Origin of the sequence: Rhizobium metallidurans, assembly GCF_014196505.1 — a bacterium.
Taxonomy (GTDB): Bacteria; Pseudomonadota; Alphaproteobacteria; order Rhizobiales; family Rhizobiaceae; genus Rhizobium; species Rhizobium metallidurans.
This window is the reverse complement of record NZ_JACIDW010000001.1, coordinates 605,870-624,894: the sequence shown is the minus strand read 5'-3', so window position 1 is coordinate 624,894 and position 19,025 is coordinate 605,870. Positions and strand designations below refer to the sequence as shown.

At 60.1% G+C, this 19,025-nt stretch carries 18 protein-coding genes; 12 read left to right on the top strand and 6 right to left on the bottom strand.

Translation table 11 applies throughout. From position 1 onward, the window contains the following. Positions 1–14: 14 nt before the first annotated feature. Positions 15–701, bottom strand: a complete 687-nt coding sequence (locus GGQ67_RS02690; protein ID WP_210279498.1) for an RraA family protein — start codon at positions 699–701, stop codon at positions 15–17. Positions 702–847: 146 nt separating this feature from the next. Beyond that, positions 848–1,849 (bottom strand): hydroxyacid dehydrogenase, encoded by a 1,002-nt coding sequence (locus tag GGQ67_RS02685; RefSeq protein ID WP_183898621.1) that lies wholly within the window; start codon positions 1,847–1,849, stop codon positions 848–850. A 138-nt stretch (positions 1,850–1,987) separates the two neighbouring features. On the opposite strand from GGQ67_RS02685, the gene GGQ67_RS02680 reads away from it, so the two are divergent. The 5 genes from GGQ67_RS02680 to GGQ67_RS02660 all read left to right on the top strand — a co-directional run bounded on the left by GGQ67_RS02680 (position 1,988) and on the right by GGQ67_RS02660 (position 6,960). After that, on the top strand, positions 1,988–2,686 hold the full coding sequence (locus GGQ67_RS02680) for an IclR family transcriptional regulator (RefSeq protein ID WP_183898620.1): 699 nt from the start codon (positions 1,988–1,990) through the stop codon (positions 2,684–2,686). A gap of 139 nt (positions 2,687–2,825) precedes the next feature. Then, entirely contained in the window at positions 2,826–3,686 is an 861-nt protein-coding gene (locus GGQ67_RS02675; protein WP_246400074.1) for a tripartite tricarboxylate transporter substrate binding protein, read from the top strand. Further along, a complete protein-coding gene (locus GGQ67_RS02670) occupies positions 3,686–4,144 on the top strand; it encodes a tripartite tricarboxylate transporter TctB family protein (RefSeq protein WP_246400073.1) in 459 nt (152 codons plus the stop codon). The genes GGQ67_RS02675 and GGQ67_RS02670 overlap by 1 nt, the downstream gene beginning before the upstream one ends. A 21-nt stretch (positions 4,145–4,165) precedes the next feature. Continuing rightward, positions 4,166–5,674 (top strand): tripartite tricarboxylate transporter permease, encoded by a 1,509-nt coding sequence (locus GGQ67_RS02665; RefSeq protein ID WP_183898617.1) that lies wholly within the window; start codon positions 4,166–4,168, stop codon positions 5,672–5,674. A gap of 98 nt (positions 5,675–5,772) precedes the next feature. After that, entirely contained in the window at positions 5,773–6,960 is a 1,188-nt protein-coding gene (locus GGQ67_RS02660) for an alpha-hydroxy acid oxidase (RefSeq protein WP_183898616.1), read from the top strand. A gap of 76 nt (positions 6,961–7,036) precedes the next feature. On the opposite strand, the gene GGQ67_RS02655 is transcribed toward GGQ67_RS02660, so the two are convergent. From GGQ67_RS02655 to GGQ67_RS02645, 3 genes are read right to left on the bottom strand one after another with little or no spacing between them, the layout of a single operon-like run. Next, entirely contained in the window at positions 7,037–7,726 is a 690-nt protein-coding gene (locus tag GGQ67_RS02655; protein ID WP_183898615.1) for an RraA family protein, read from the bottom strand. A gap of 23 nt (positions 7,727–7,749) precedes the next feature. Continuing rightward, complete coding sequence (locus GGQ67_RS02650; protein ID WP_183898614.1) at positions 7,750–8,622, bottom strand: NAD(P)-dependent oxidoreductase; 873 nt, start codon at positions 8,620–8,622, stop codon at positions 7,750–7,752. 36 nt (positions 8,623–8,658) lie between these two features. Beyond that, positions 8,659–10,017: a CitMHS family transporter gene (locus GGQ67_RS02645; protein WP_183898613.1), complete on the bottom strand. Its 1,359-nt coding sequence runs from the start codon at positions 10,015–10,017 to the stop codon at positions 8,659–8,661. Between the two features lie 130 nt (positions 10,018–10,147). Here GGQ67_RS02645 and GGQ67_RS02640 point away from each other — a divergent pair, with 130 nt between their 5' ends. Both GGQ67_RS02640 and GGQ67_RS02635 read left to right on the top strand, forming a co-directional pair. Then, positions 10,148–11,098 carry a LysR family transcriptional regulator gene (locus GGQ67_RS02640; protein WP_183898612.1) on the top strand — a complete coding sequence of 317 codons (951 nt, stop codon included), beginning with the start codon at positions 10,148–10,150 and terminating at the stop codon, positions 11,096–11,098. A 680-nt stretch (positions 11,099–11,778) separates the two neighbouring features. After that, the gene (locus tag GGQ67_RS02635) at positions 11,779–12,240 is read left to right on the top strand and encodes a DUF4437 domain-containing protein (protein WP_183898611.1); all 462 of its coding nucleotides are present in this window, start codon (positions 11,779–11,781) and stop codon (positions 12,238–12,240) included. 283 nt (positions 12,241–12,523) lie between these two features. On the opposite strand, the gene GGQ67_RS02630 is transcribed toward GGQ67_RS02635, so the two are convergent. Then, positions 12,524–13,684 (bottom strand): ROK family transcriptional regulator, encoded by a 1,161-nt coding sequence (locus GGQ67_RS02630; protein ID WP_183898610.1) that lies wholly within the window; start codon positions 13,682–13,684, stop codon positions 12,524–12,526. A gap of 181 nt (positions 13,685–13,865) precedes the next feature. Here GGQ67_RS02630 and GGQ67_RS02625 point away from each other — a divergent pair, with 181 nt between their 5' ends. The 5 genes from GGQ67_RS02625 (at position 13,866) to GGQ67_RS25570 (ending at position 19,015) form a co-directional block, all read left to right on the top strand. Then, a complete protein-coding gene (locus tag GGQ67_RS02625; protein ID WP_425503747.1) occupies positions 13,866–15,176 on the top strand; it encodes an extracellular solute-binding protein in 1,311 nt (436 codons plus the stop codon). Between the two features lie 71 nt (positions 15,177–15,247). Further along, positions 15,248–16,138: a carbohydrate ABC transporter permease gene (locus tag GGQ67_RS02620; protein ID WP_183898608.1), complete on the top strand. Its 891-nt coding sequence runs from the start codon at positions 15,248–15,250 to the stop codon at positions 16,136–16,138. A gap of 3 nt (positions 16,139–16,141) precedes the next feature. After that, on the top strand, positions 16,142–17,059 hold the full coding sequence (locus GGQ67_RS02615) for an ABC transporter permease subunit (RefSeq protein ID WP_183898607.1): 918 nt from the start codon (positions 16,142–16,144) through the stop codon (positions 17,057–17,059). A gap of 4 nt (positions 17,060–17,063) precedes the next feature. After that, complete coding sequence (locus tag GGQ67_RS02610; protein ID WP_183898606.1) at positions 17,064–18,188, top strand: ABC transporter ATP-binding protein; 1,125 nt, start codon at positions 17,064–17,066, stop codon at positions 18,186–18,188. Continuing rightward, positions 18,185–19,015 carry a glycerophosphodiester phosphodiesterase family protein gene (locus GGQ67_RS25570; protein ID WP_183898605.1) on the top strand — a complete coding sequence of 277 codons (831 nt, stop codon included), beginning with the start codon at positions 18,185–18,187 and terminating at the stop codon, positions 19,013–19,015. The genes GGQ67_RS02610 and GGQ67_RS25570 overlap by 4 nt, the downstream gene beginning before the upstream one ends. Positions 19,016–19,025: the final 10 nt, after the last annotated feature.

The following is a 19,025-nucleotide window of genomic DNA, read 5'->3' as shown; positions in this document are numbered from 1 at the left end:
ACCGATCCGCCAGCTTAGCTCGTCACGACTTGGTAGCCTGCCTCAGCGAAAGCCTTATCAACCCACTTTCGATCATTCGGTCCGTAGGCACCCGAGAGAATAGCGTCCAGCTGCCTTGCTTCCGTCGCGGCCTTTTTCGAAGCGTCCGCGTAAACCGTCTCCAACATGGCGAACGGTACGCTGACCAGGCCGTCCTCATCGCCGATCACCAGATCGCCGGGCTCGATGATCATGCCGTCGATTGCAATCGGCACGTTGAGGGAGCCCGGGCCGTTCTTGTAGGGACCACGGTGGGTGATGCCCGCCGCATAGACCGGAAAGGCATGCGCTTTGACATAGGCGCTGTCGCGGATCGCACCATTGGCGACGACGCCGGCAAAACCACGCTTTTCGCAATAGGCCAGCATCATTTCGCCCATCAGTGCGTTGGTCAGTTCGCCACCGGCGTCGATCACGATGACATCGCCCGGCTGGGCCAGGTCGATCGCCTTGTGGATCAGCAGGTTGTCGCCGGGACGGGTCTTGACCGTGAATGCCGGGCCGCAAAGCACGCCACCGGCATGCATCGGGCGAAGCCGCGGGCCGGCCGCTTCGGTGCGAAGCATGACGTCGCTGACGCAAGCGACGGGCACCTGCGCGAATTTCGCGACGTACTCAGCGGATGCCCGGCGCGATGGTTCAAGAAGTCGAATGGCGTTCATAAGCATGTCTCCTCTACTGCTTGTTTTGTTTTTCGCCGCCGGGATCGTTGCGATGTATCTGATCCGTGCACGGCGAGTTCTCGTTCCTGCCTCTGTGCCGTCGCCAGATCGAAAGTTCGGCGCAGACAGTGGTATCGTTCAGCCCGTCAGGCCGCCGTGTTCAGGTCCCGGTTGGCGAGCGCCTGCCTGTCGTAGTCCCTTCCCTCAAGCACGCCGACAATGTGCTGTGCCGCATAGACCGCCATGTTGCGCAGTGCGGAGCGGGCGGCAGCACCCACATGTGGCGTGGCAATCAGATTGGGAAGCGACCACAGGGGATTGTCCGCCAATGGCGGCTCGATCTCGAAGCTGTCGAGCGCGGCACCGGCAATGCCCTGCGATTTCAAAGCCTCGATCAGGGCGCTTTCCTCGATGACAGCACCGCGCGCGGTGTTCACCAGGAACGCTGTCGGCTTCATCAAAGCCAGCCTTTCGGCATTGATCAAATGATGGGTCTGCGGCGTCAGCGGGCAATGCAGGCTGACGACATCGGCCATTCCGAGAACAGCTTCCAGGTCACGGCTCACCTTGATGTCGCCCTTGTCGGCGGCAAACGGATCGTATGCGGCCACCTGCATTCCGAGCGCGCGAGCGAGGGCCGCGGCCCTTTGGCCGATTTCCCCGAAGCCGACCACACCGAATACGGCACCGGCAAGGTCACGACCGACATACTTGGTTTTCGGCCAGCTTCCACCCTTCACCGCGTGGTCAAGCGGAATGACATCCTTCATCAGCGTGACGGTCAGGCTGATCGCAAGCTCCGCCACCGATTGGGAATTGGCGGCGAGCGCACGCAGCACCGGGATCTTGCGATCGGTGGCGGCGGCAAGGTCGATGTTGTCGACGCCGCTGCCATGCTTGGCGATCACTTTCAGCCTCGGCGAGGCGTCGATCACCGATCGATTGATCTGGCCCTGCCGCACGAGAATCGCATCGACCTCATGTTCGCGCGCCATTCCCGCCAGTTGTTCCGGCGAGGAATATGCCGGCGCGTATATCGCGTCCACATGGTGCGATATCAAAAAATCTCTCGCTTCTTCAACGAGTTCCGCCCCGGTGACCATCACCCGGGCCTGCCGCTTCGCCGGCGATCGGCTTGCTGCGCCCATATGCTCCTCCTGCATTCAGATCAGCGTTTACTGACGAACGGGCGTCACCCGTTGACGAATGCCATTTATCGCGTATTGTACTAATTGAAAAGGTGTTGTACTCAGTACAACGAACAACATCTTTTTTGGGAGGAGCCCATGCCTGGAAATTCAAACGGCGTCGCCGCTGTCGAGCGCGCCGCGTCTTTGCTGGAAGCATTCACCGAGCGTGATTTCACGTTGTCGCTCGGCGAGCTCGCGCGCCGCGTCGAGCTCGACAAATCGACGGTACTGCGCATTGCCCGCTCCCTCGCCAAACACCAGCTTCTCGTACGCAACGAGGACGCCAGCTGGCGTCTTGGCCCGAAACTCATGAAGCTTGGGAATATCTATCAATCGACCTTCCGCGCCTCTGACATCATCGAACCGCTGCTTGCCGATCTGGTCACCCGGACCGGCGAAAGCGCGGCCGTTTACGTGCGCGAGGGGGATGAACGCGTCTGCCTGTTCAGGCATGATTCCCATCAGTCGATCCGCCATTCGGCGCGTGTCGGCAGCACCTACCCGCTGGATCGTGGTGCGCCGGGAAGGGTCATCCTGGCATTCAACGGCCGCTCGGGCAGCATATACGACGAGATCCGCAAGGCCGGATTTCACACCACGTCGGGCGAACGCGATCCGCAGGTTGCAAGCCTTGCCGTACCGATCTTCCGTGACGGCCAGAGCCTGTTCGGTTCGCTGGCGCTGACCGGCCCGCCGGATCGCTTTTCGGACGACGCAATCAGGAAAAATCTCGAAATTCTCCAGGTGGCCGCACGGAAGCTGTCCGTGGCCATGGGAGGAGACCCCGGACCATAAGGCGGGAACCGGGCCCGCCATCTCCAACGGAGGATTGGATATGGAGTACCGCAGTATAAAGCTTTCTCTCGCAGCCGCGGCCTTGGTCGCGTCCGCATCTTATGCCCATGCCGAATGGCCGAACGATCGCCCGATTCAAATGATCGTGGCATTCGCGCCGGGCGGCAGCACCGATGTCATGGCGCGCGCCATCGAGCCGTTCCTGGAAAAGGAACTCGGCGCCGATATCGTCATCGAAAACCGTCCGGGTGCTTCCGGTGAGATCGCCTATACGGCGCTCGCCAAGGCCAAGCCGGACGGCTACACATTCTCCTACATCAACACGCCCGGCTATCTGTCGATGCAGGTGCAGCGCAAGCTGGGTTATGATCCCAAGTCGATAAAGCCGATCGTACGCATCGTCGACGACCCGACAGCCATCGTCGTTCCGGCCGCCTCCGAGATCAAGACGCTCAAGGATTTCGTCGAGGCTTCGAAGGCCAAGCCCGGTTCGGTTTCCTACGGCTCCTCCGGCATTGGTACCGACGACCATCTCGCCATCATCCTGCTTGGCTCGGCCACGGGCACGAGCTTTACCCACATTCCATTCAGCGGTGCCGGCGAAACCCGCACGGCGATCCTCGGCTCGCAGGTCTCCGGCGGCGGCCTGAACATCAGCGAATTCGCAGGCAACGATACGTCGGGGCTACGGATGATCGCGCATTTTGGTACCGAGCGCTCGCCGCAGTTGCCCGACGTCCCGACGGCCAAGGAACAGGGCTTCGATGTCCAGATGACATCCGAGCGCGGCATCGCCGCACCACGCGACTTGCCTGATGACATTACCCAGAAATTCTCGGATGCCATGAAGAAGGTTCTCGACAATCCGGACTTCCAGAAGCAGGCAAAGCAGCTTGCCCTGCCGCTCGCCTATCTGTCCGGCCCGGATTGGGAAAAAGAGATGCCTGACCGCCTGGCCCGGTTCCAGAAAATCTGGAACGAAACGCCCTGGGTGCAATGATGACCGGCGCCTCCATCACGAAACGGGATCTTCCCGATATTCTGGCAGGGGCATTGATGATCGGACTGGGAGCGCTGGGCCTTTGGGCCGGGCGCGACCTACGCTTCGGCTCGGCGGCGATGATGGGACCGGGATTCCTGCCCGACGTCATCTGCGGCATGCTCATCGCCATCGGTGCCTACGTTCTCATCAAGGCCTTTTCCAAGGCCTATGAGCCCATCGGCGAATCAAACATCAAGCCGCTGATCATTCTCGTCATTGCCATCGCGGGCTTCGCATTCATGGCGGAGACGCTCGGCTTTGTCGTTTCGACGATCTGGCTTCTCGTGATCGGCAGCCTGGCGGATCAGGAATCACGCTGGCGTGAGATCGCGATTTCCACGCTGCTACTGACTGTCTTTGGTGCGCTCGTCTTCATCTACGGCCTCGGCGTTCAGATGCCGATTCTGCCGTTCTGATCGAGACCGGAAGGAACTCCCATGGCATTTATCGATGTCCTCATGCTGGGCTTTGCCGAAGCATTCACACCGACCAACCTGCTGTTCTGCTTCATCGGGGCGCTGCTTGGAACCCTGATCGGCGTACTCCCGGGCATTGGCCCTACGGCGACGGTGGCGATCCTGCTGCCCGTTACCTTTTTCTTGCCGCCGCTCGGCGCCTTGATCATGCTCGCGGGCATCTTCTACGGCGCGCAGTATGGAGGATCGACGACGGCGATCCTGGTCAACCTGCCCGGCGAAGCCTCGGCCGTGGTCACCGCGATTGACGGTTATCAGATGGCGCGAAAGGGCCGCGCGGGCGCGGCACTTGCGATCGCCGCGCTCGGCTCATTTTTCGCAGGCACCGTTGCAACGATCGGCCTGGCTGTCGCAGGTCCGACTTTGTCGTCATTCGCGCTCTCCTTCGGGCCTGCGGAATATGTGGCGCTCTGTATCTTCGGCCTTCTCGCCGCGACGATTCTTGCCCATGGCTCGGTCGTCAAGGCTATCGGCATGGTCTGCCTTGGCCTCGTTCTCGGCATGGTCGGCATCGACGTCAACAGCGGCTCGACGCGACTGACATTCGGCTCCACCGAGCTTTACGACGGCATCGACTTCGTGGTCATCGCCGTTGGTCTGTTCGGTGTCGCCGAGATCGCCAGCAACCTCGAATTCAAGGAAGCCCGCGGCATTCTGCAGAGCACGATCGGCCGCCTCTGGCCGACCAAGCAGGAGTTCAAGGAAAGCTGGCCCGCCGTGCTTCGCGGCACCGCGGTCGGCACGATCCTCGGCGTGCTGCCGGGTGGCGGCGCCACACTCAGCGCCTTCAGCGCCTATTCCGTCGAGAAGAAGATCTCGAAGACACCGGAAAAATTCGGCCATGGCGCAATCGCGGGCGTCGCGGGGCCGGAATCGGCGAACAATGCCGGCGCGCAGTCGTCCTTCATTCCGCTCCTGACGCTCGGCATCCCCTCGAACTCCATCATGGCGATGATGCTCGGCGCCATGACGATCCACGGCATCACCCCCGGTCCTTCGGTCATCCAGAATCAGCCCGAACTGTTCTGGGGGCTGGTGGCCTCGATGTGGATCGGAAACGCCATGCTGCTGATCATCAACCTGCCGCTGATCGGCATCTGGGTTCGCTTGTTGAAGGTGCCCTATCGCCTGCTCTATCCCGCCATCCTGCTGTTCTGCTGCATTGGTGTCTACAGCATCAACAACCGCGGTTTCGACGTGGCGCTCGTCATCCTCTTCGGCGTGCTGGGCTATGTGTTGCGCAAGGCGAAATGCGAGGCGGGACCACTTCTGCTCGGCTTCGTACTGGGCCCGTTGCTCGAGACCAATCTGCGGAGAGCACTGCTGCTTTCACAGGGCGATCCGATGGTCTTCGTGCAGCGCCCGATCAGTGCGGCCCTGCTGCTGATCACGGCCGGCATGCTGCTGACCCTGATCCTCCCGGCGATCCGCAGGGGACGCAAGGAGGCCTTCGAGGCAAGCGAGGACTGACGCCACCTTTTGGTGAACATGTCGATGCGGGCCGGACGAGCTCCGGCCCGCATCGACGGCTACCGACCTTCCAATGACCCGCCGAGAGCCGCACCGTGATGGACACGCTCATTTCCCGACACACGAGACATCGCCTCTCCAAAATCCTCTGCCTTGACGATTTCGAGACCGCCGCGCGTCGCCACCTGCCGAAACCGCTATTCGGTTACATTGCCGGCGCCAGCGAGACCAACGCCTCACTGGACAACAACCGCAAGGCTTTCGGCGCATATGCGTTTCAGCCACGCGTCCTGCAAGACGTTTCCGGTCGCAGCACCGCGACCACGCTGATGGGGCAAACCTTCGCCGCCCCATTTGGAATAGCGCCCATGGGGATCAGCGCGTTGATGGCCTACCGTGGCGACATCATGCTGGCGCGGGCTGCCGCTGAGAGCCGCATTCCGATGATCATGAGCGGCTCCTCGCTGATCCGTATGGAGGACGTGGCCAATGCCGCTCCCGGCGCGTGGTTTCAGGCCTACCTGCCAGGTGAGCCGGAGCGCATCGACGCACTCGTGGACCGCGTCGCGGCTGCCGGGTTCAAGACCCTCGTACTGACCGTCGATACCGCCGCACTCGCCAACAGGGAAAACAATATCCGCGCCGGGTTTTCGACGCCGTTGCGTCCGAGCCTGCGTCTGGTCTGGCAAGGCATTTCACATCCGCGCTGGACTGCCGGAACATTTTTGCGCACGATCCTCAATCACGGCATTCCCCATTTCGAGAACTCTTTTGCTACCCGCGGAGCGCCGATCATCGCGTCGAATGTGATGCGGGATTTCGGCAAAAAAGATCACCTGAACTGGTTGCATCTCGAGCGAATACGCAAACGCTGGAACGGAAATCTCGTGGTGAAAGGCATCATGCATCCGGATGACGCCGTTCACGCCATTGAGATCGGCGCAAACGGCGTCATCCTGTCCAATCATGGTGGTCGTCAGCTTGATGGAACCGCGTCCCCATTGCAGGTCTTGCCGACGGTGGTGGATCGCGTGAACGGCGCCGCACCCGTCATGATCGATGGTGGTTTCCGGCGCGGCACGGATGTGATGAAAGCGCTCGCGCTTGGCGCGCATTTCGTTTTCATCGGCCGCCCTTTTCTTTACGCGGCGGCAATCGCCGGCATGCCGGGAGCCATGAAAGCTGCAGAAATCGTCCGATCGGAGCTGCATCGAAATATGGCGTTGCTGGGTGTGACGAGCATTGACGCGATATCGCTCGATCATCTGCACCGACAAACGGAATGACGTCCGCAATCCGCAGCCCGGAACGCAAATGGGCCGCTCTTCGAGCGGCCCATGAAAAAACCTGTTTTGGCGAGTTTTACCGGTATACGCCGTCGATGATCTCGCAACCCTTGGCCGCGAGTTCCTTGTCGATCCAGTCCGTGTTGAGCGTGCCGGCCTTGATCGAGGCCATCTTCTCTTCTTCGGCCGCGTGCTTCTTGCGCGCCTTGGCGGCGATATCGGCGGCATCGCCCGGGCGCACGACCACGATCCCATCGTCGTCACCGACGATGATGTCACCGGGATGGACGACCACGCTGCCGATGGAAACCGGCACGTTGATTTCACCCGGACCATCCTTGTAAGGACCGGCCGGCGTGACGCCCGCCGCGAAAATCGGGAGATCCATTTCGCGCAGCGTTGCCAGATCCCGGATCGCGCCATCGATGATCACGCCGCCGAGCTTCTTGCGCACCGCTGTCTGCATCATCAGCTCGCCGGTAATGGCATTGGTGAGATCGCCATGCGCATCGAACACGATGACGTCGCCGGGCTGCGCCATGTCCAGCGCCTTGTGCAAAAGCAGATTATCGCCGGCACGGCTTTTCACCGTGAACGCCGGTCCCAGCACGTTGCCTTTGGAAATCTTGGAGATGCGGGCATCGAGCTGGGAAGAGCGATTGAGGCAATCGCCTATATTGGCAGCCGGCACGCCACGAAAAGCTTCGATGAGCGATGGGTCCGGACGGTTGATTTGAGTGAAGATGCGAAATCCGACATTGGACATCTTTTGATCCTTTCTGGGTGCGCTTAGCGGGCGAGAACGGCGAAAATATCGTGGTAATCGGCCGGCGGCTGCGCATTGAAATGCTCGCGAAAGCCTTGGCTTACGCACCATGCAAGCTTGTTCTTGGTGGCAACCGACATGGTGGCATCGACATCGAGGCTGTTGAGCGTCGCGATGACCTCGTCCATCTCATGCTCGCGCCGTTCGGCATGGATGACGCCGCGGGCGATCATGTCGTTGGCTTGTTTCAGGAAATCGCCACTTGCAAGGGTATCGCGGATCGAGACGAGCACATCGTCTTCCAGGCCGAACTTGCGCCCGGCAACCACCGCTTCCAGAAGCAGCATGACATAGCCCTTCATGAAGATGCTGCGGAACATCTTGGACGCCGATGCCTTGCCGGCCGGACCTTCGAGCGCGGTCACCCTGGCGCCGAAACCATTGAGATAATCGGCGATTTCCTGGGCGCCCTTGCCGGCGGCCAGCATCGGCACCTTGTGGCGGTTGCCGGGTACGGTGCCCATGATGGCCACATCGACGAACGTGGCGTGCGGAGCGACGATCTTCTCGACCTCGACCTTGGTATCCGGTCCGGCCGAATTGAGATCGACATAGATCTGGTCCGGGCGCAGAAACGACGCAACCTGCTGCGCAACCGGAACGGCCATGTTGGCGCTGATCGAGCAGACGACGATGTCGACCTTCTCGATAAGGTCCTCCGCCGAGTTTTCCAGTGTCACGCCGGCGCGCTCGGCGCGCTCGCGCACCACCGTGCCATAAGGCTCGCGCTGCCAGCCGGCATCGAATGCGCGGACACCGCTCAACCCCTCGTCGCGCAGACCTTCGGAGATATTGAAGGAGGCTTCGCCGAAGCCGAGAAAGCCAATGGTTTTCATGTTATGCCTTGTCCTTTTGGGTATGAATGCCCCCGATCAGATCGGGAGCACGCCAGTCAGAATTGCGACAGCAATGAAGATGAAGAACATCGGGATCGAGTATTTGAAGAATTCCTTCTGATACTCGGCGAACGACATCTCCGTGCGGTCCATCAGCAGGAACAGCCAGGCGACGGTCGGAGAACCGTAGCGGATCGCCTGCCCCATGAAGGAGGCCATGCCGATCTCCTGCGGTGTCAGGCCGTATTTCGCGCCAATCGGAGCGATGACCGGCAAGATCCCGAAGTAGTAGGCATCGATCGGCAGGGCATAGCAGGCGATCGCGCCAACCAGGGCGAAGACCAGACCGATGTGGCTGCCCAGCGATTCAGGGATGAGGTAGGTGAGCGTCTCGGCGATGGCCGTCGACATGCCGCTGCCGTTGAGCACGCCCAGGAAAAAGCCGGCGGCAATGATGATCGAGGTGACGGCGATCGCATCACCACCGTTCGCCGTGATGCGTTCCCGCTGTTCTGCCGCCGTGTAATTGGCAGCCAGCGCAATGGCCGTGGCGATGGTGAAGGCAAGCGCGCCGCTGACCCAGCCCATCAGAACGGCCACGAGGGTCGCGACGGTCAGCGCCAGGTTGAACAGGAAAAGACGCGGTCGCTTCAGTTCCTTGTCATTGTCGAGAATGACATTGACCATTTCCTCGATCTGGGTCGGATCGAGCTGTTCGGACGACTTGGGATCATAACCGAGACGCTTGCGCTCCTTCTTGCCCATGAAATAGGCGAGCACGAAAACATAGACCAGGGATACCGCGAGAATGGGCAGGATCTGGATGAAGAGCTCGTTGACCTCGACCTTCAGAACGGCCGCCGCGCGCACCAGCGGACCACCCCATGGCAGACAATTGCCCAGCCCCGTCGGCAGGATGATCAGCATAGCCAGGTTCGACAGCTTCATGTTCATGCGGCGATAGAGCGGCACGAAGGCGCTGGTGATGATCAGGATAGTCGTTGTCCCGTCGCCGTCCAGCGTGACGACCGAGGTAACGAAAACCGTGACCATCAAAACCTTGAGCGGATCGCCCTTGGCACGGCGAATGAGGAACGTGCAGAGCGGATCAAACAACCCGACATTCATCATGATCGAGAAGTACATGATCGCGAACAGGATCATGATCGTCGGGTTGATGGTGCCGAGGCTCACCTTGCCGGCCTGGTTGACGGTGTAGAACAGACCGTCGCGGAACCAGCCGAAGATCGGTTCGATGGAACCGACACTCCAAAACGCAGCGGCGCCACCGAAAACGATGGAAACGGCAACGAGGCCCGCGAATACGGAAATATGCTTCCTGATCACGAGGACCAGGAACGACGCTATCATCAGATAGCCAAAACTGGCGATCAAAGTTTCCTCCCGGCGACTCCCGGTCGCCATCTTTCCAGCCCATGAATCGGCTCCGGTTCCTCCCGGCGATCCATAACTTCCAATGTTGATTCATTACCCGAGAGGCATATCCTCACCGGCGCAGCGAATATTGACGTTCGGTTTTGCGAAGTCTATTTGCAAAAGTTCAACGTCTCATAACTGTGAGTTATTGATGGACATTCGCGACATCCGCTATTTCCTGAAGGTCTCGGAACACGGACATCTAGGTAAGGCCGCGGAAGAACTGCATATTTCGCAGCCGGCTCTGTCCAAGTGCATTCAGCGGCTCGAGGCGATCTATGACGTTCACCTGTTCGAGCGTGCGGGACGAGGCATCGTCCTGACCGAGGCGGGGCACCTGTTGCGGGAGCGATATCAATTGCTCGAGCAGGACCTGATCGATATCCGCCGCGAGGTTTCTTCGTATCGAAGCGGCATCGCGGGAACCGTTCGCGTCGGCTGCTCTGGGTCGATTGCCTCGTTTTTCCTGCCCTCGGTATGCCGGGCAATGCAGGAAAGGGCACCGGACCTCAAGCTCCTGATCCGTATCGGCATGGACGACGCGCTGGAAGATGCCCTGCGGGCGGGCGCGATCGATGCCATCATCGTGCCTGATCGCAACCAGATCGCCGACGGACTGATCGTTTCGGCGCCTCTTCTGTCGGATACGGTCGTCGTCGTCGCCCGCGAAGGACATCCGCTGGCCGGACAAAAATCGGCACTTGCGGATTTGCTGCGGTTCGGCTGGGTCCTGCCGACCCCGACGGTTTCGATCCGCCAATGGCTGGAGAAGGTGTTTGCCGACCACGGCCTGTCGCTCCCTCAGCCGACGGTCACCGCCGCTCCCCTGGTTTCCGCTCCCTATATCCTTGCGGAAACCGACCTGCTGAGCTTCATGTCACGCCGGAACCTGACGGCCCGGCGACCACTTGTCGAACTGGAGAACGAGCACACGACCATGCATCGCCAATTCGTCATCAGCCATCGCGCACGCAGTTTCGTCTCACCGGCCGTCAGGTATTTCGTCACGCTTCTGCAGCAAGAGGCGCGCGAACTTTAGCGGAAGGAGTTCAGTTGTCGTATATCTCCGCAAGATGCGATCGATGCGGTGATAACGTCCTGTTCGCCTAGCGCGACGGATCACGCTGGCCGCATCCTCTGGACCGGCTAGCGACGAGCTGGATCGATACCTGGCTGCAAGCATCACCACGCAGTCCGTGCAGTCCCCAGTGCGTATGGGTGCGAAGAACTTACATGCGCGACGAGTTCCTTAACAGAAACCGCGCAATTGCCTGGGCAAGTAAGATTGTACGTTGCCAGATGCTTCAACAATTCTTCGGCATTTTTCTTTTCGCTTAGTGGGAAACTAACAACCACGAACAATCCTCCTGCTTGATGTAGTTGGATTAACCTCATGGTTCTTTCGCATTGCAACGAGAAATTTTTAATTCAGAAATTAAAATCGATTAGTTTGAAATACGCGATTTTTTAAATCGATCTAAAATTCTTTGGCCTAAAGTCCGTCCACGATCTCGCCCGCGACATCGCGGCAACCGTCCTGGAATTCAGCCGAAACTTTATCGAGCATAGGTGTTCGCGCCCAGGCAGGAGGCGGACGCCCATAAGCCGCAAGAGACCATTCCACCGAATAGCAGTCTACATTCCCACGTAAATAGCCGATTTGTCATCAGGTCAGAGTGCGGTGCCACAGAGCGCAGCACCAAGTTCAAAGGATGACCGATGTACAAATTCAGCACCGTTAGCTGGCTGGCCGCAACAGCAATAACAATCCTTCCGACGGGCGTAAGTCAGGCGGAAGAGGCCAACGCATTCTACAGCGATAGTTCGAAAGCTGTCCCTGTGACGAAGCTGGAGTTCTACCAGAACAAGGAAGGCCTGACGATTGCCAACGGCTGGGGCGATCCGGCATCCGGTCCGCACAGCAACTTTATCAAAATTGTCGGGGGCGAAGGCAGCACGCTGCACTCGCATTCCTCGTCTTATTACGGCGTGGTTATTTCCGGCGTCGTTGCGAACGAGGCCGCCGATTCCAAGGCGGATCAGGCACTCGCGGCCGGTTCCTACTGGTATCAGAAAGGTGGCGAGCCGCATTACACGAAATGCCTCTCGCAGACAGAATGCCTGTTCTTCGTAACATCGCCCGGCGCGTTCGATTACATCCCCACGCCGTCGTCGAAATAGCGTCCGCTGAAAGCTCGATCCAAATCTTTCCGGAGCGATGATCGCCACGCCTGCGCACCCGCTGCGGTGTGCGGGCGTCGATAAGGTCACCTCCCCACGAGCCTTCAGCGTTCGCGCGGGTAAAGGCCGTACTTCGCATCTTGCCGGTGGACGTGCTCGCCTTTCCGACGGTTCGTCCCTTGCGGTGACCGGGGTTGGCCCACACCGCGATCAAGCGCTCATCAAGATGAGTTTCGGCGCCCTGTCTCCGCGAGCGGACAAGGCAATGATCGTCAGCCAGCAACTAATAAAACATCCTGCGGAACGGCATGATGGCGGCGCCCATGGCGGCCGCGTCGCTGGCGATTTCCGACACGATCAGCTTCGGGCCGCCGCGGTGTACGCCGTAGCGGGGACGATCGAAAATCTTTGTCCTTTCGATCAGCATGGACGCCAGAGCGGATGGGATCTGGCCGCCGAACACGATCGCCTGTGGGTCGAGCGTGGCGCGGATGGCGTTGACGAGCCGGATGTAGGCAGGCGTTACCTCGTCGACCCAGTCCGACACGCCCGGCCAGTTGCGGTCGAAGTGGCGGCGCATGTAATGGATCGAGCGCACGTTGACGCCATTCCGGTTCAAGCCGTCGATCAGATATTGCAGGGCCGGGCGTCGTTCCGTTTCGATTTCATCATAGAGCCCGGAGAATTCGCCGGCATTGCCGTTGCCGCCCTGCAGCAACTCCCCGTCGATAATGACGCCGCCGCCAAAGCCGTAGTTGAAACTCAGATAGGCAAAATGCCGGATGAACCGGCCGATGCCGAACATCGACTCCGCGATAGCCCCGGACTTTCCACCGTTGATCACCCATGCCGGCCTGTCAAAAAGGCTCGTGATGATCGGACCGAGTTCGATCATCGACCATTCGTGAAGTGGCAGCGGCGCGTTGTGCCGCGTGCCATCGACGTGGTAGCCGGCGATCGCAAAGCCGACGCCGAAGAAATCGTCCTGGGCAAGACTGTTTTGCCGCTGCAAATCCTCGACCTGCTGCTTCACCAGCTGGAGCGCCTGATGCATTGTCGTCTCGCGCAACGGAACTTCCCGCTCGCCAAGAATTTTCCCGGCGAGGTCGACAATGCAGATGCCAATGATGTCGGTGTTGACCGAAATGCCGCAGGCATAGGCGTAGGTGCCGTTCAGGTTGAGCATCGGGCTTGGTTGGCCACGTCCCAGCCCCGGCTTTGCCGACCCCAGCAGGATGACATTGCGTTCGGCGAGATGGTCGAGGATGCGATGGACAGATTGCTGCGTCAGGTCGGTATGCCCGGTAACTTCCGATCGGGAAATCCCGGGATTGCGCCAGATGAGCTGCAACAACTTGCGCTCATTGGGGGAAACGACCGTCGCCTCTCCCGGTCGCAGAAAACGCGGGGCAATCAATACCTCTGGAACGTAAACACCTGCCAAGCCAGATACCTTACTGCAAACGTGTATTAATCATATTGCACTCTCTGCAACCAAAGCCTGAATACTGGTGGATGTCGCTGTTTTCAAGCGATTTCAAGCGTCATGGAAATGTTACACACAAAGTGTAGTAAGCCGTCGTCAAAGATCGAGCGAGGCTCGGTCGACCAAAAGGACGAGGGCGATGATGAACAAGTTTACTTTGGCGGCCATAGCGGCCGTGATGGCGAGCGCAGGCGCGGCTCAGGCGACCGACATCGAATTCTGGTATGGCAATACCGGTCCGGTCGAGACCGCGATCAAGGCTCAGTGCGATGCTTTCAACGCTTCGCAGAGCAAAGACAGGGTCAATTGCGTCGGCCAGGGCTCCTACGAGGTCTCGATGCAGAAGGCAATTGCCGCGTATCGCGCCAAGAACAATCCGGTGCTCATCCAGTTCTTCGACGCCGGCACCCTCGACCTGATGCTCTCGGATGCCATCGAGCCGGTTCAAGACCTGATGCCAGACGTCAAGTGGGACCAGTATATCGCCGGCGCCCGCGCCTATTACGAGACCTCGGGTGGAAAGCTCGTCGCTCAGCCCTACAATTCCTCGACGCTGCTGTTCTACACCAACAAGACCCTGCTTGAAAAAGCGGGCATCATGCAGACGCCGACGACCTGGGAAGAGGTCATGGACGCGGCCCGCAAGCTGAAAGCCGCCGGCAATGCCTGCCCGTTCGTCACCGATGGCGATACCTGGCGTGTGCTGGAGCAGTTCTCCGCGCGCCACGGCCTGCCGATCGCCACGAAAAACAATGGCTATGACGGTCTCGACGCGGAATACGTCATGAACACCACCTTCGCTGCCAAGCACCTCGCCAACCTGGTCGAGTGGCGCAATGAAGGCCTCGTGCGCCTCGCCGCCGACACCAAGGCCGGCAACTACACCGCGGCCTTCAATGCCGGCGAATGCGCCATGATGGAGCAGTCCTCCGGCTCCTACGCGGCGGCCGCCAAAGCTTTCGATGGCAAGTACGAGCTGACGGTTACGATGGCTCCGATGTACAAGGGTTATGAGCGCCGAAACACGTTCGTCGGCGGCGCCTCCATCTATGTCATGAAGGGCCGTGGCAAGGATGAGATCGAGGCTGCCAAGGCGTTTCTCGACTTTCTGCGCAAGCCAGAGCAGCAGATGTTCTTCACAGCGAATACAGGTTATGTACCTGTGACGAACGACGTCCTGGACGCGATCGCCAAGAGCGATGAGGCGAATTCGCCGAAATATGCCACCGCCAAAGTCGGCGTCGAATCCATGAACCAGCCGGCCACGCCCGCCACCCGCGGCATCCGTCTCGGCTTCTATGTCCAGTTCCGAGAAGTGTTCATGGAAGAGACCCAGAAGGCCTTTGCCGGCCAGCAGACCATGCAGGTTGCGCTCGATAACACCAAGAAGCGCGGCGATCAGCTGCTGCGCCGTTTCGAGCAGACTTACAAGGGCAAGAAGCTTCCCTGATCCATTCCGCTCAGCCTTCGTCGCATGGGGCGCAACTCGCCCCATGCTTTCTCTCTATCGGAAGCGCCTCCATGTCGTCGGATTCCTCTCTGTTCAGCCACCGCTGGCTGCCCGCTCTTTTGCTGGCGCCGATGATGCTGTTGATTGTGCTGTTCTTCTATGTGCCGGTCTTCCAGGCATTCTATTGGTCATTCTTCCTTGAACAACCGTTCGGCGGCGGCTCGGAATTCGTCGGCCTGCAGAATTTTCAGCGGGTGCTCGGCGATCCCGAATTCTGGGCGGCCACCGGCCGCACAGTCGTCTTCATGCTGACGGCATCATCGCTCGCGGTTGTCGTGCCGCTGATGCTGGCGATTGCCGCCGATCGCAAGATTGGCATGTCCTATCCGGCCCGCAACATTCTGGTCTGGCCGAAGGGCATCGCCGGCGCCTCGATCGGTGTCGTCTTCGCATTCATCTTCAACCCGTTCGTGGGGCTGATGGCGCCGCTCAATGCGCTGTTCCCCGGCCTGTGGAACCCGGGCATCAATGGCACGGACGCGTTCGTGACGCTGGTGGCAGCCCATGTCTGGAGCGGCATTCCGTTCAACTTCGTCATCCTGCTGGCCGGCCTGCGCTCGATCCCGCCCACCATGTACCAGGCCGCCGCAATGGATGGCGCCGGCCCTTGGCGCCGCATCTTCGATGTGCAGCTGCCGCTGATCATGCCGCAGCTGTTCCTGACCTTCGTTCTGGAATTCACCGAAAGCATCACCTCGGTCTTCGCGCTGATCGACACGATTACCGGCGGCGGTCCCGGCGGTGCGACGAGGCTTCTTGTGTACAAGATCTACGTCGATGGATTCCGCGGTTTCGATCTTTCCGGCGCCTCCACCCAGACAGCCATCCTCATGGTCTTCGTTCTTCTCCTCGCAGCCTGCCAGTTCTACTTCGTCGGCCGGCGCATCAATTACGAGCGCTAAATCATGGTCGAGAACGCACGCTCCATCAACATCGCGGCCAGTATCCTGCTCGCCATCGGCATCCTCTATATCGTCGGGCCGCTATACCTGACGCTGTCCACCGCGTCGCAGTCCTATGAATACATGCTGCGCAACGGCCTCGCCTGGGTGCCGGGCACCGAGCTTTTCAGCAATATGCGCAAGGTCATCCAGGATACGCGCATCCCGATCCAGATGCTCAACAGCCTGATCGTCGCCTTCTCCAACGCGCTCGCCACCTGCGTCCTGTCATTCCTGTCAGCCTATGCGATCGTCTACTTCCGCATTCGCTGGGCGGGCGTGGCCTTCGCGCTGATTCTTGCGACCATCATGCTGCCGCTCGATATCCGCGTCATCACCACCTATCAGGTGGCCGCCAACATCTTTTCGCCGCTCAATGCCGTGCTCGATTTTACCGGCCTCAACAGCTTGATCGAGATGGCTTTCGGCGCGCCGGTCCAGCTCGAACTCAGCGTGCTCGACACCCATTTTGGCCTGATCGCACCACTGGTCGCGCATGGCACGGGCACCTTCCTGTTTCGCCAGTTTTTCCTGACACTGCCGAAGGACCTCTTCAAGGCGGCGCGCATGGATGGGGCGGGGCCGATCCGCTTCCTTATCGATATCCTCCTGCCGCTTGCCCGCACCAGCTTCGCCTCGCTGTTCGTACTCACTTTCCTCAGCGGCTGGACGCAGTATCTCTGGCCCCTGGTCGGCGCATCGACGCCCGACATGCAGACCGCCGTTGTCGGCCTTGCCCGCCTCGTGCCGGATGCGGACGGTCAGGTTCCCGATTTTCCGATGATCATGGCCGGTGCCGTGCTCGTCTCACTCGTTCCACTCACGATGATCGCACTTCTGCAGCGCTTTCTCGTGCAGGGTCTCGTCCTCTCGGAGAAATGATCCCATGACCGCCATCGACTTAAGCATCCGCGCCGCCGCGGCGGAGATCGATCTCATCGGCGTCACCAAGTCCTACGACGCCAAAAACACCATCATCCCGCCCATTGACGTCACCTTGCGTCCCGGTGAATTCACCGTCGTGCTCGGCCCGTCGGGCTGCGGCAAGTCCACGCTGTTGCAGATGATCGCCGGACTGGAGCGCGTCTCCGGCGGCAAGATCGTCATCGGCGGTCGTGAAGTGCAGGATCTGGAACCAAAACATCGCGGCTGCGCCATGGTGTTTCAAAACTACGCGCTCTATCCGCATATGACCGTGGCCGAAAACATGGCCTACAGCCTGAAGGTCGCTGGTGTCTCCAAGGCCGAGCGCACCAGGCGTGTTGCCGACGTTGCCAAGATGCTCGGCCTGGCGGATTTCCTCGCCCGCAAGCCGGGTCAGCTGTCCGGCGGCCAGCGCCAGCGTGTCGCGATCGGCCGCGCCATCATCCGCGAACCGGGCGTACTTCTGTTCGACGAGCCGCTGTCCAACCTCGATGCTCAGCTGCGTCACGACATGCGGGTGGAGCTTGCCGAACTGCATCGCCGCATTGGTGCCACCAGCGTCTTCGTGACGCATGATCAGGTCGAGGCGATGACGCTTGCCGACCGTATTCTGATCCTCAACAAGGGCCATATCGAGCAGTTCGACACGCCGAAGGCGATCTATCACCATCCGGCGTCCGTCTTCGTCGCAAAATTCATCGGCTCGCCACCGATGAACATCCTGCAGGTCGAAGGTGACGGCTCGGTTCTGCGGCTGGCCGATGGTCAGTCGGTTGCCAACTATTCCGGCAAGGGCAAATTTCAACTCGGCATCCGTCCGGAAGACATTGTCGTCAACGCAGGCGGATCGATCAAGACCGAAATCCGTTATCGCGAAGACCTTGGTTCACATGAAATTCTGGAAACGAAGATCGCCGAGCAGAACCTGCGCATCGCCATGCCCTTCGGCGTCGAGATCGATACGACGCAGACCTTGTCGCTGTCCTTCCCGCAGGCGCGGCTGCATCTCTTCGAGGGTGAAAGCGGCCGCGCCATCGCCAACGCCTTCGGCGACGCGCAACCGGCTTCGGTGAAGGAATACCAGTGAAATACAGGGAATTTATTGCCGACAAGACCCGCGATTGCGCCGTGGTTGCGCATCGCGGCATCTGGCGCAATGCACCGGAAAACAGCCTTTCCGCCATCGAGCGCGCCATCGCCGAAGGATATGATGTCGTTGAGATCGACGTCCGCCGCAGTGCCGATGACGGGTTGTTTCTGCTGCATGATGAAACGCTGGAGCGCATGGGCGGCCTTGATCTGAGGTCGGAAGCGCTCGCATCGGGCAACTTGGCGGTGCTGCGCCTGCGCAACCGGGATGGCGGTGAGGACAATGACTTCACGTTGGAAAGGCTGCCGAGCCTCGCCGAAGTGTTCGAGCTGACACGCGACCGCATTTTTTTGCATCTTGACGTCAAGGATCGTGAGGTCATCCCGGATGTGATCGCCCTCGCAAAGGCTATGGGCGTCGAGTGTCAAGTCGACTTCTGGGCATCGCTGAAAAGCGAAAAAGACCTCCGCTGGATACGCGAGACGGTCTTGCCGCATGACGTGCTCTTTATGGCCAAGACCCGGCTCAACGTGCCTGGTGCCGCAGCGCAGCTGGCGCTGCTCGGCGAACTGATGCCTGGCGTCTGCGAGATCTATTTCGATGACCTTCAACAGCTCTCCGCGCTCAACGACATCAGGCGCCGAAACGGCATGACGCTCTGGGTCAACACCCTCGACAGCATTGCGTGCGCCGACTTCACCGATACCGCGGCCCTTGCCGATCCCGATGCCGTCTGGGGACGGCTGATCGATGCCGGCATCTCGGTCATCCAGACCGATGAGGCCGCTGCCCTCAAATCCTATCTCGCGGCCCGCCGCGCCTGACTGACCAAGG

What these genes read in the sequence shown, in the direction of transcription:
- GGQ67_RS02620 (WP_183898608.1), top strand. Translation starts at nt 15,248, where the DNA reads ATGTCGTCGGATTCCTCTCTGTTCAGCCACCGCTGGCTGCCCGCTCTT.
- GGQ67_RS02685 (WP_183898621.1), bottom strand. Translation starts at nt 1,849, where the DNA reads ATGGGCGCAGCAAGCCGATCGCCGGCGAAGCGGCAGGCCCGGGTGATG.
- GGQ67_RS02670 (WP_246400073.1), top strand. Translation starts at nt 3,686, where the DNA reads ATGACCGGCGCCTCCATCACGAAACGGGATCTTCCCGATATTCTGGCA.
- GGQ67_RS02635 (WP_183898611.1), top strand. Translation starts at nt 11,779, where the DNA reads ATGTACAAATTCAGCACCGTTAGCTGGCTGGCCGCAACAGCAATAACA.
- GGQ67_RS02655 (WP_183898615.1), bottom strand. Translation starts at nt 7,726, where the DNA reads ATGTCCAATGTCGGATTTCGCATCTTCACTCAAATCAACCGTCCGGAC.
- GGQ67_RS02615 (WP_183898607.1), top strand. Translation starts at nt 16,142, where the DNA reads ATGGTCGAGAACGCACGCTCCATCAACATCGCGGCCAGTATCCTGCTC.
- GGQ67_RS02610 (WP_183898606.1), top strand. Translation starts at nt 17,064, where the DNA reads ATGACCGCCATCGACTTAAGCATCCGCGCCGCCGCGGCGGAGATCGAT.
- GGQ67_RS02690 (WP_210279498.1), bottom strand. Translation starts at nt 701, where the DNA reads ATGAACGCCATTCGACTTCTTGAACCATCGCGCCGGGCATCCGCTGAG.
- GGQ67_RS02665 (WP_183898617.1), top strand. Translation starts at nt 4,166, where the DNA reads ATGGCATTTATCGATGTCCTCATGCTGGGCTTTGCCGAAGCATTCACA.
- GGQ67_RS02625 (WP_425503747.1), top strand. Translation starts at nt 13,866, where the DNA reads ATGATGAACAAGTTTACTTTGGCGGCCATAGCGGCCGTGATGGCGAGC.
- GGQ67_RS02675 (WP_246400074.1), top strand. Translation starts at nt 2,826, where the DNA reads ATGATCGTGGCATTCGCGCCGGGCGGCAGCACCGATGTCATGGCGCGC.
- GGQ67_RS02680 (WP_183898620.1), top strand. Translation starts at nt 1,988, where the DNA reads ATGCCTGGAAATTCAAACGGCGTCGCCGCTGTCGAGCGCGCCGCGTCT.
- GGQ67_RS02650 (WP_183898614.1), bottom strand. Translation starts at nt 8,622, where the DNA reads ATGAAAACCATTGGCTTTCTCGGCTTCGGCGAAGCCTCCTTCAATATC.
- GGQ67_RS02660 (WP_183898616.1), top strand. Translation starts at nt 5,773, where the DNA reads ATGGACACGCTCATTTCCCGACACACGAGACATCGCCTCTCCAAAATC.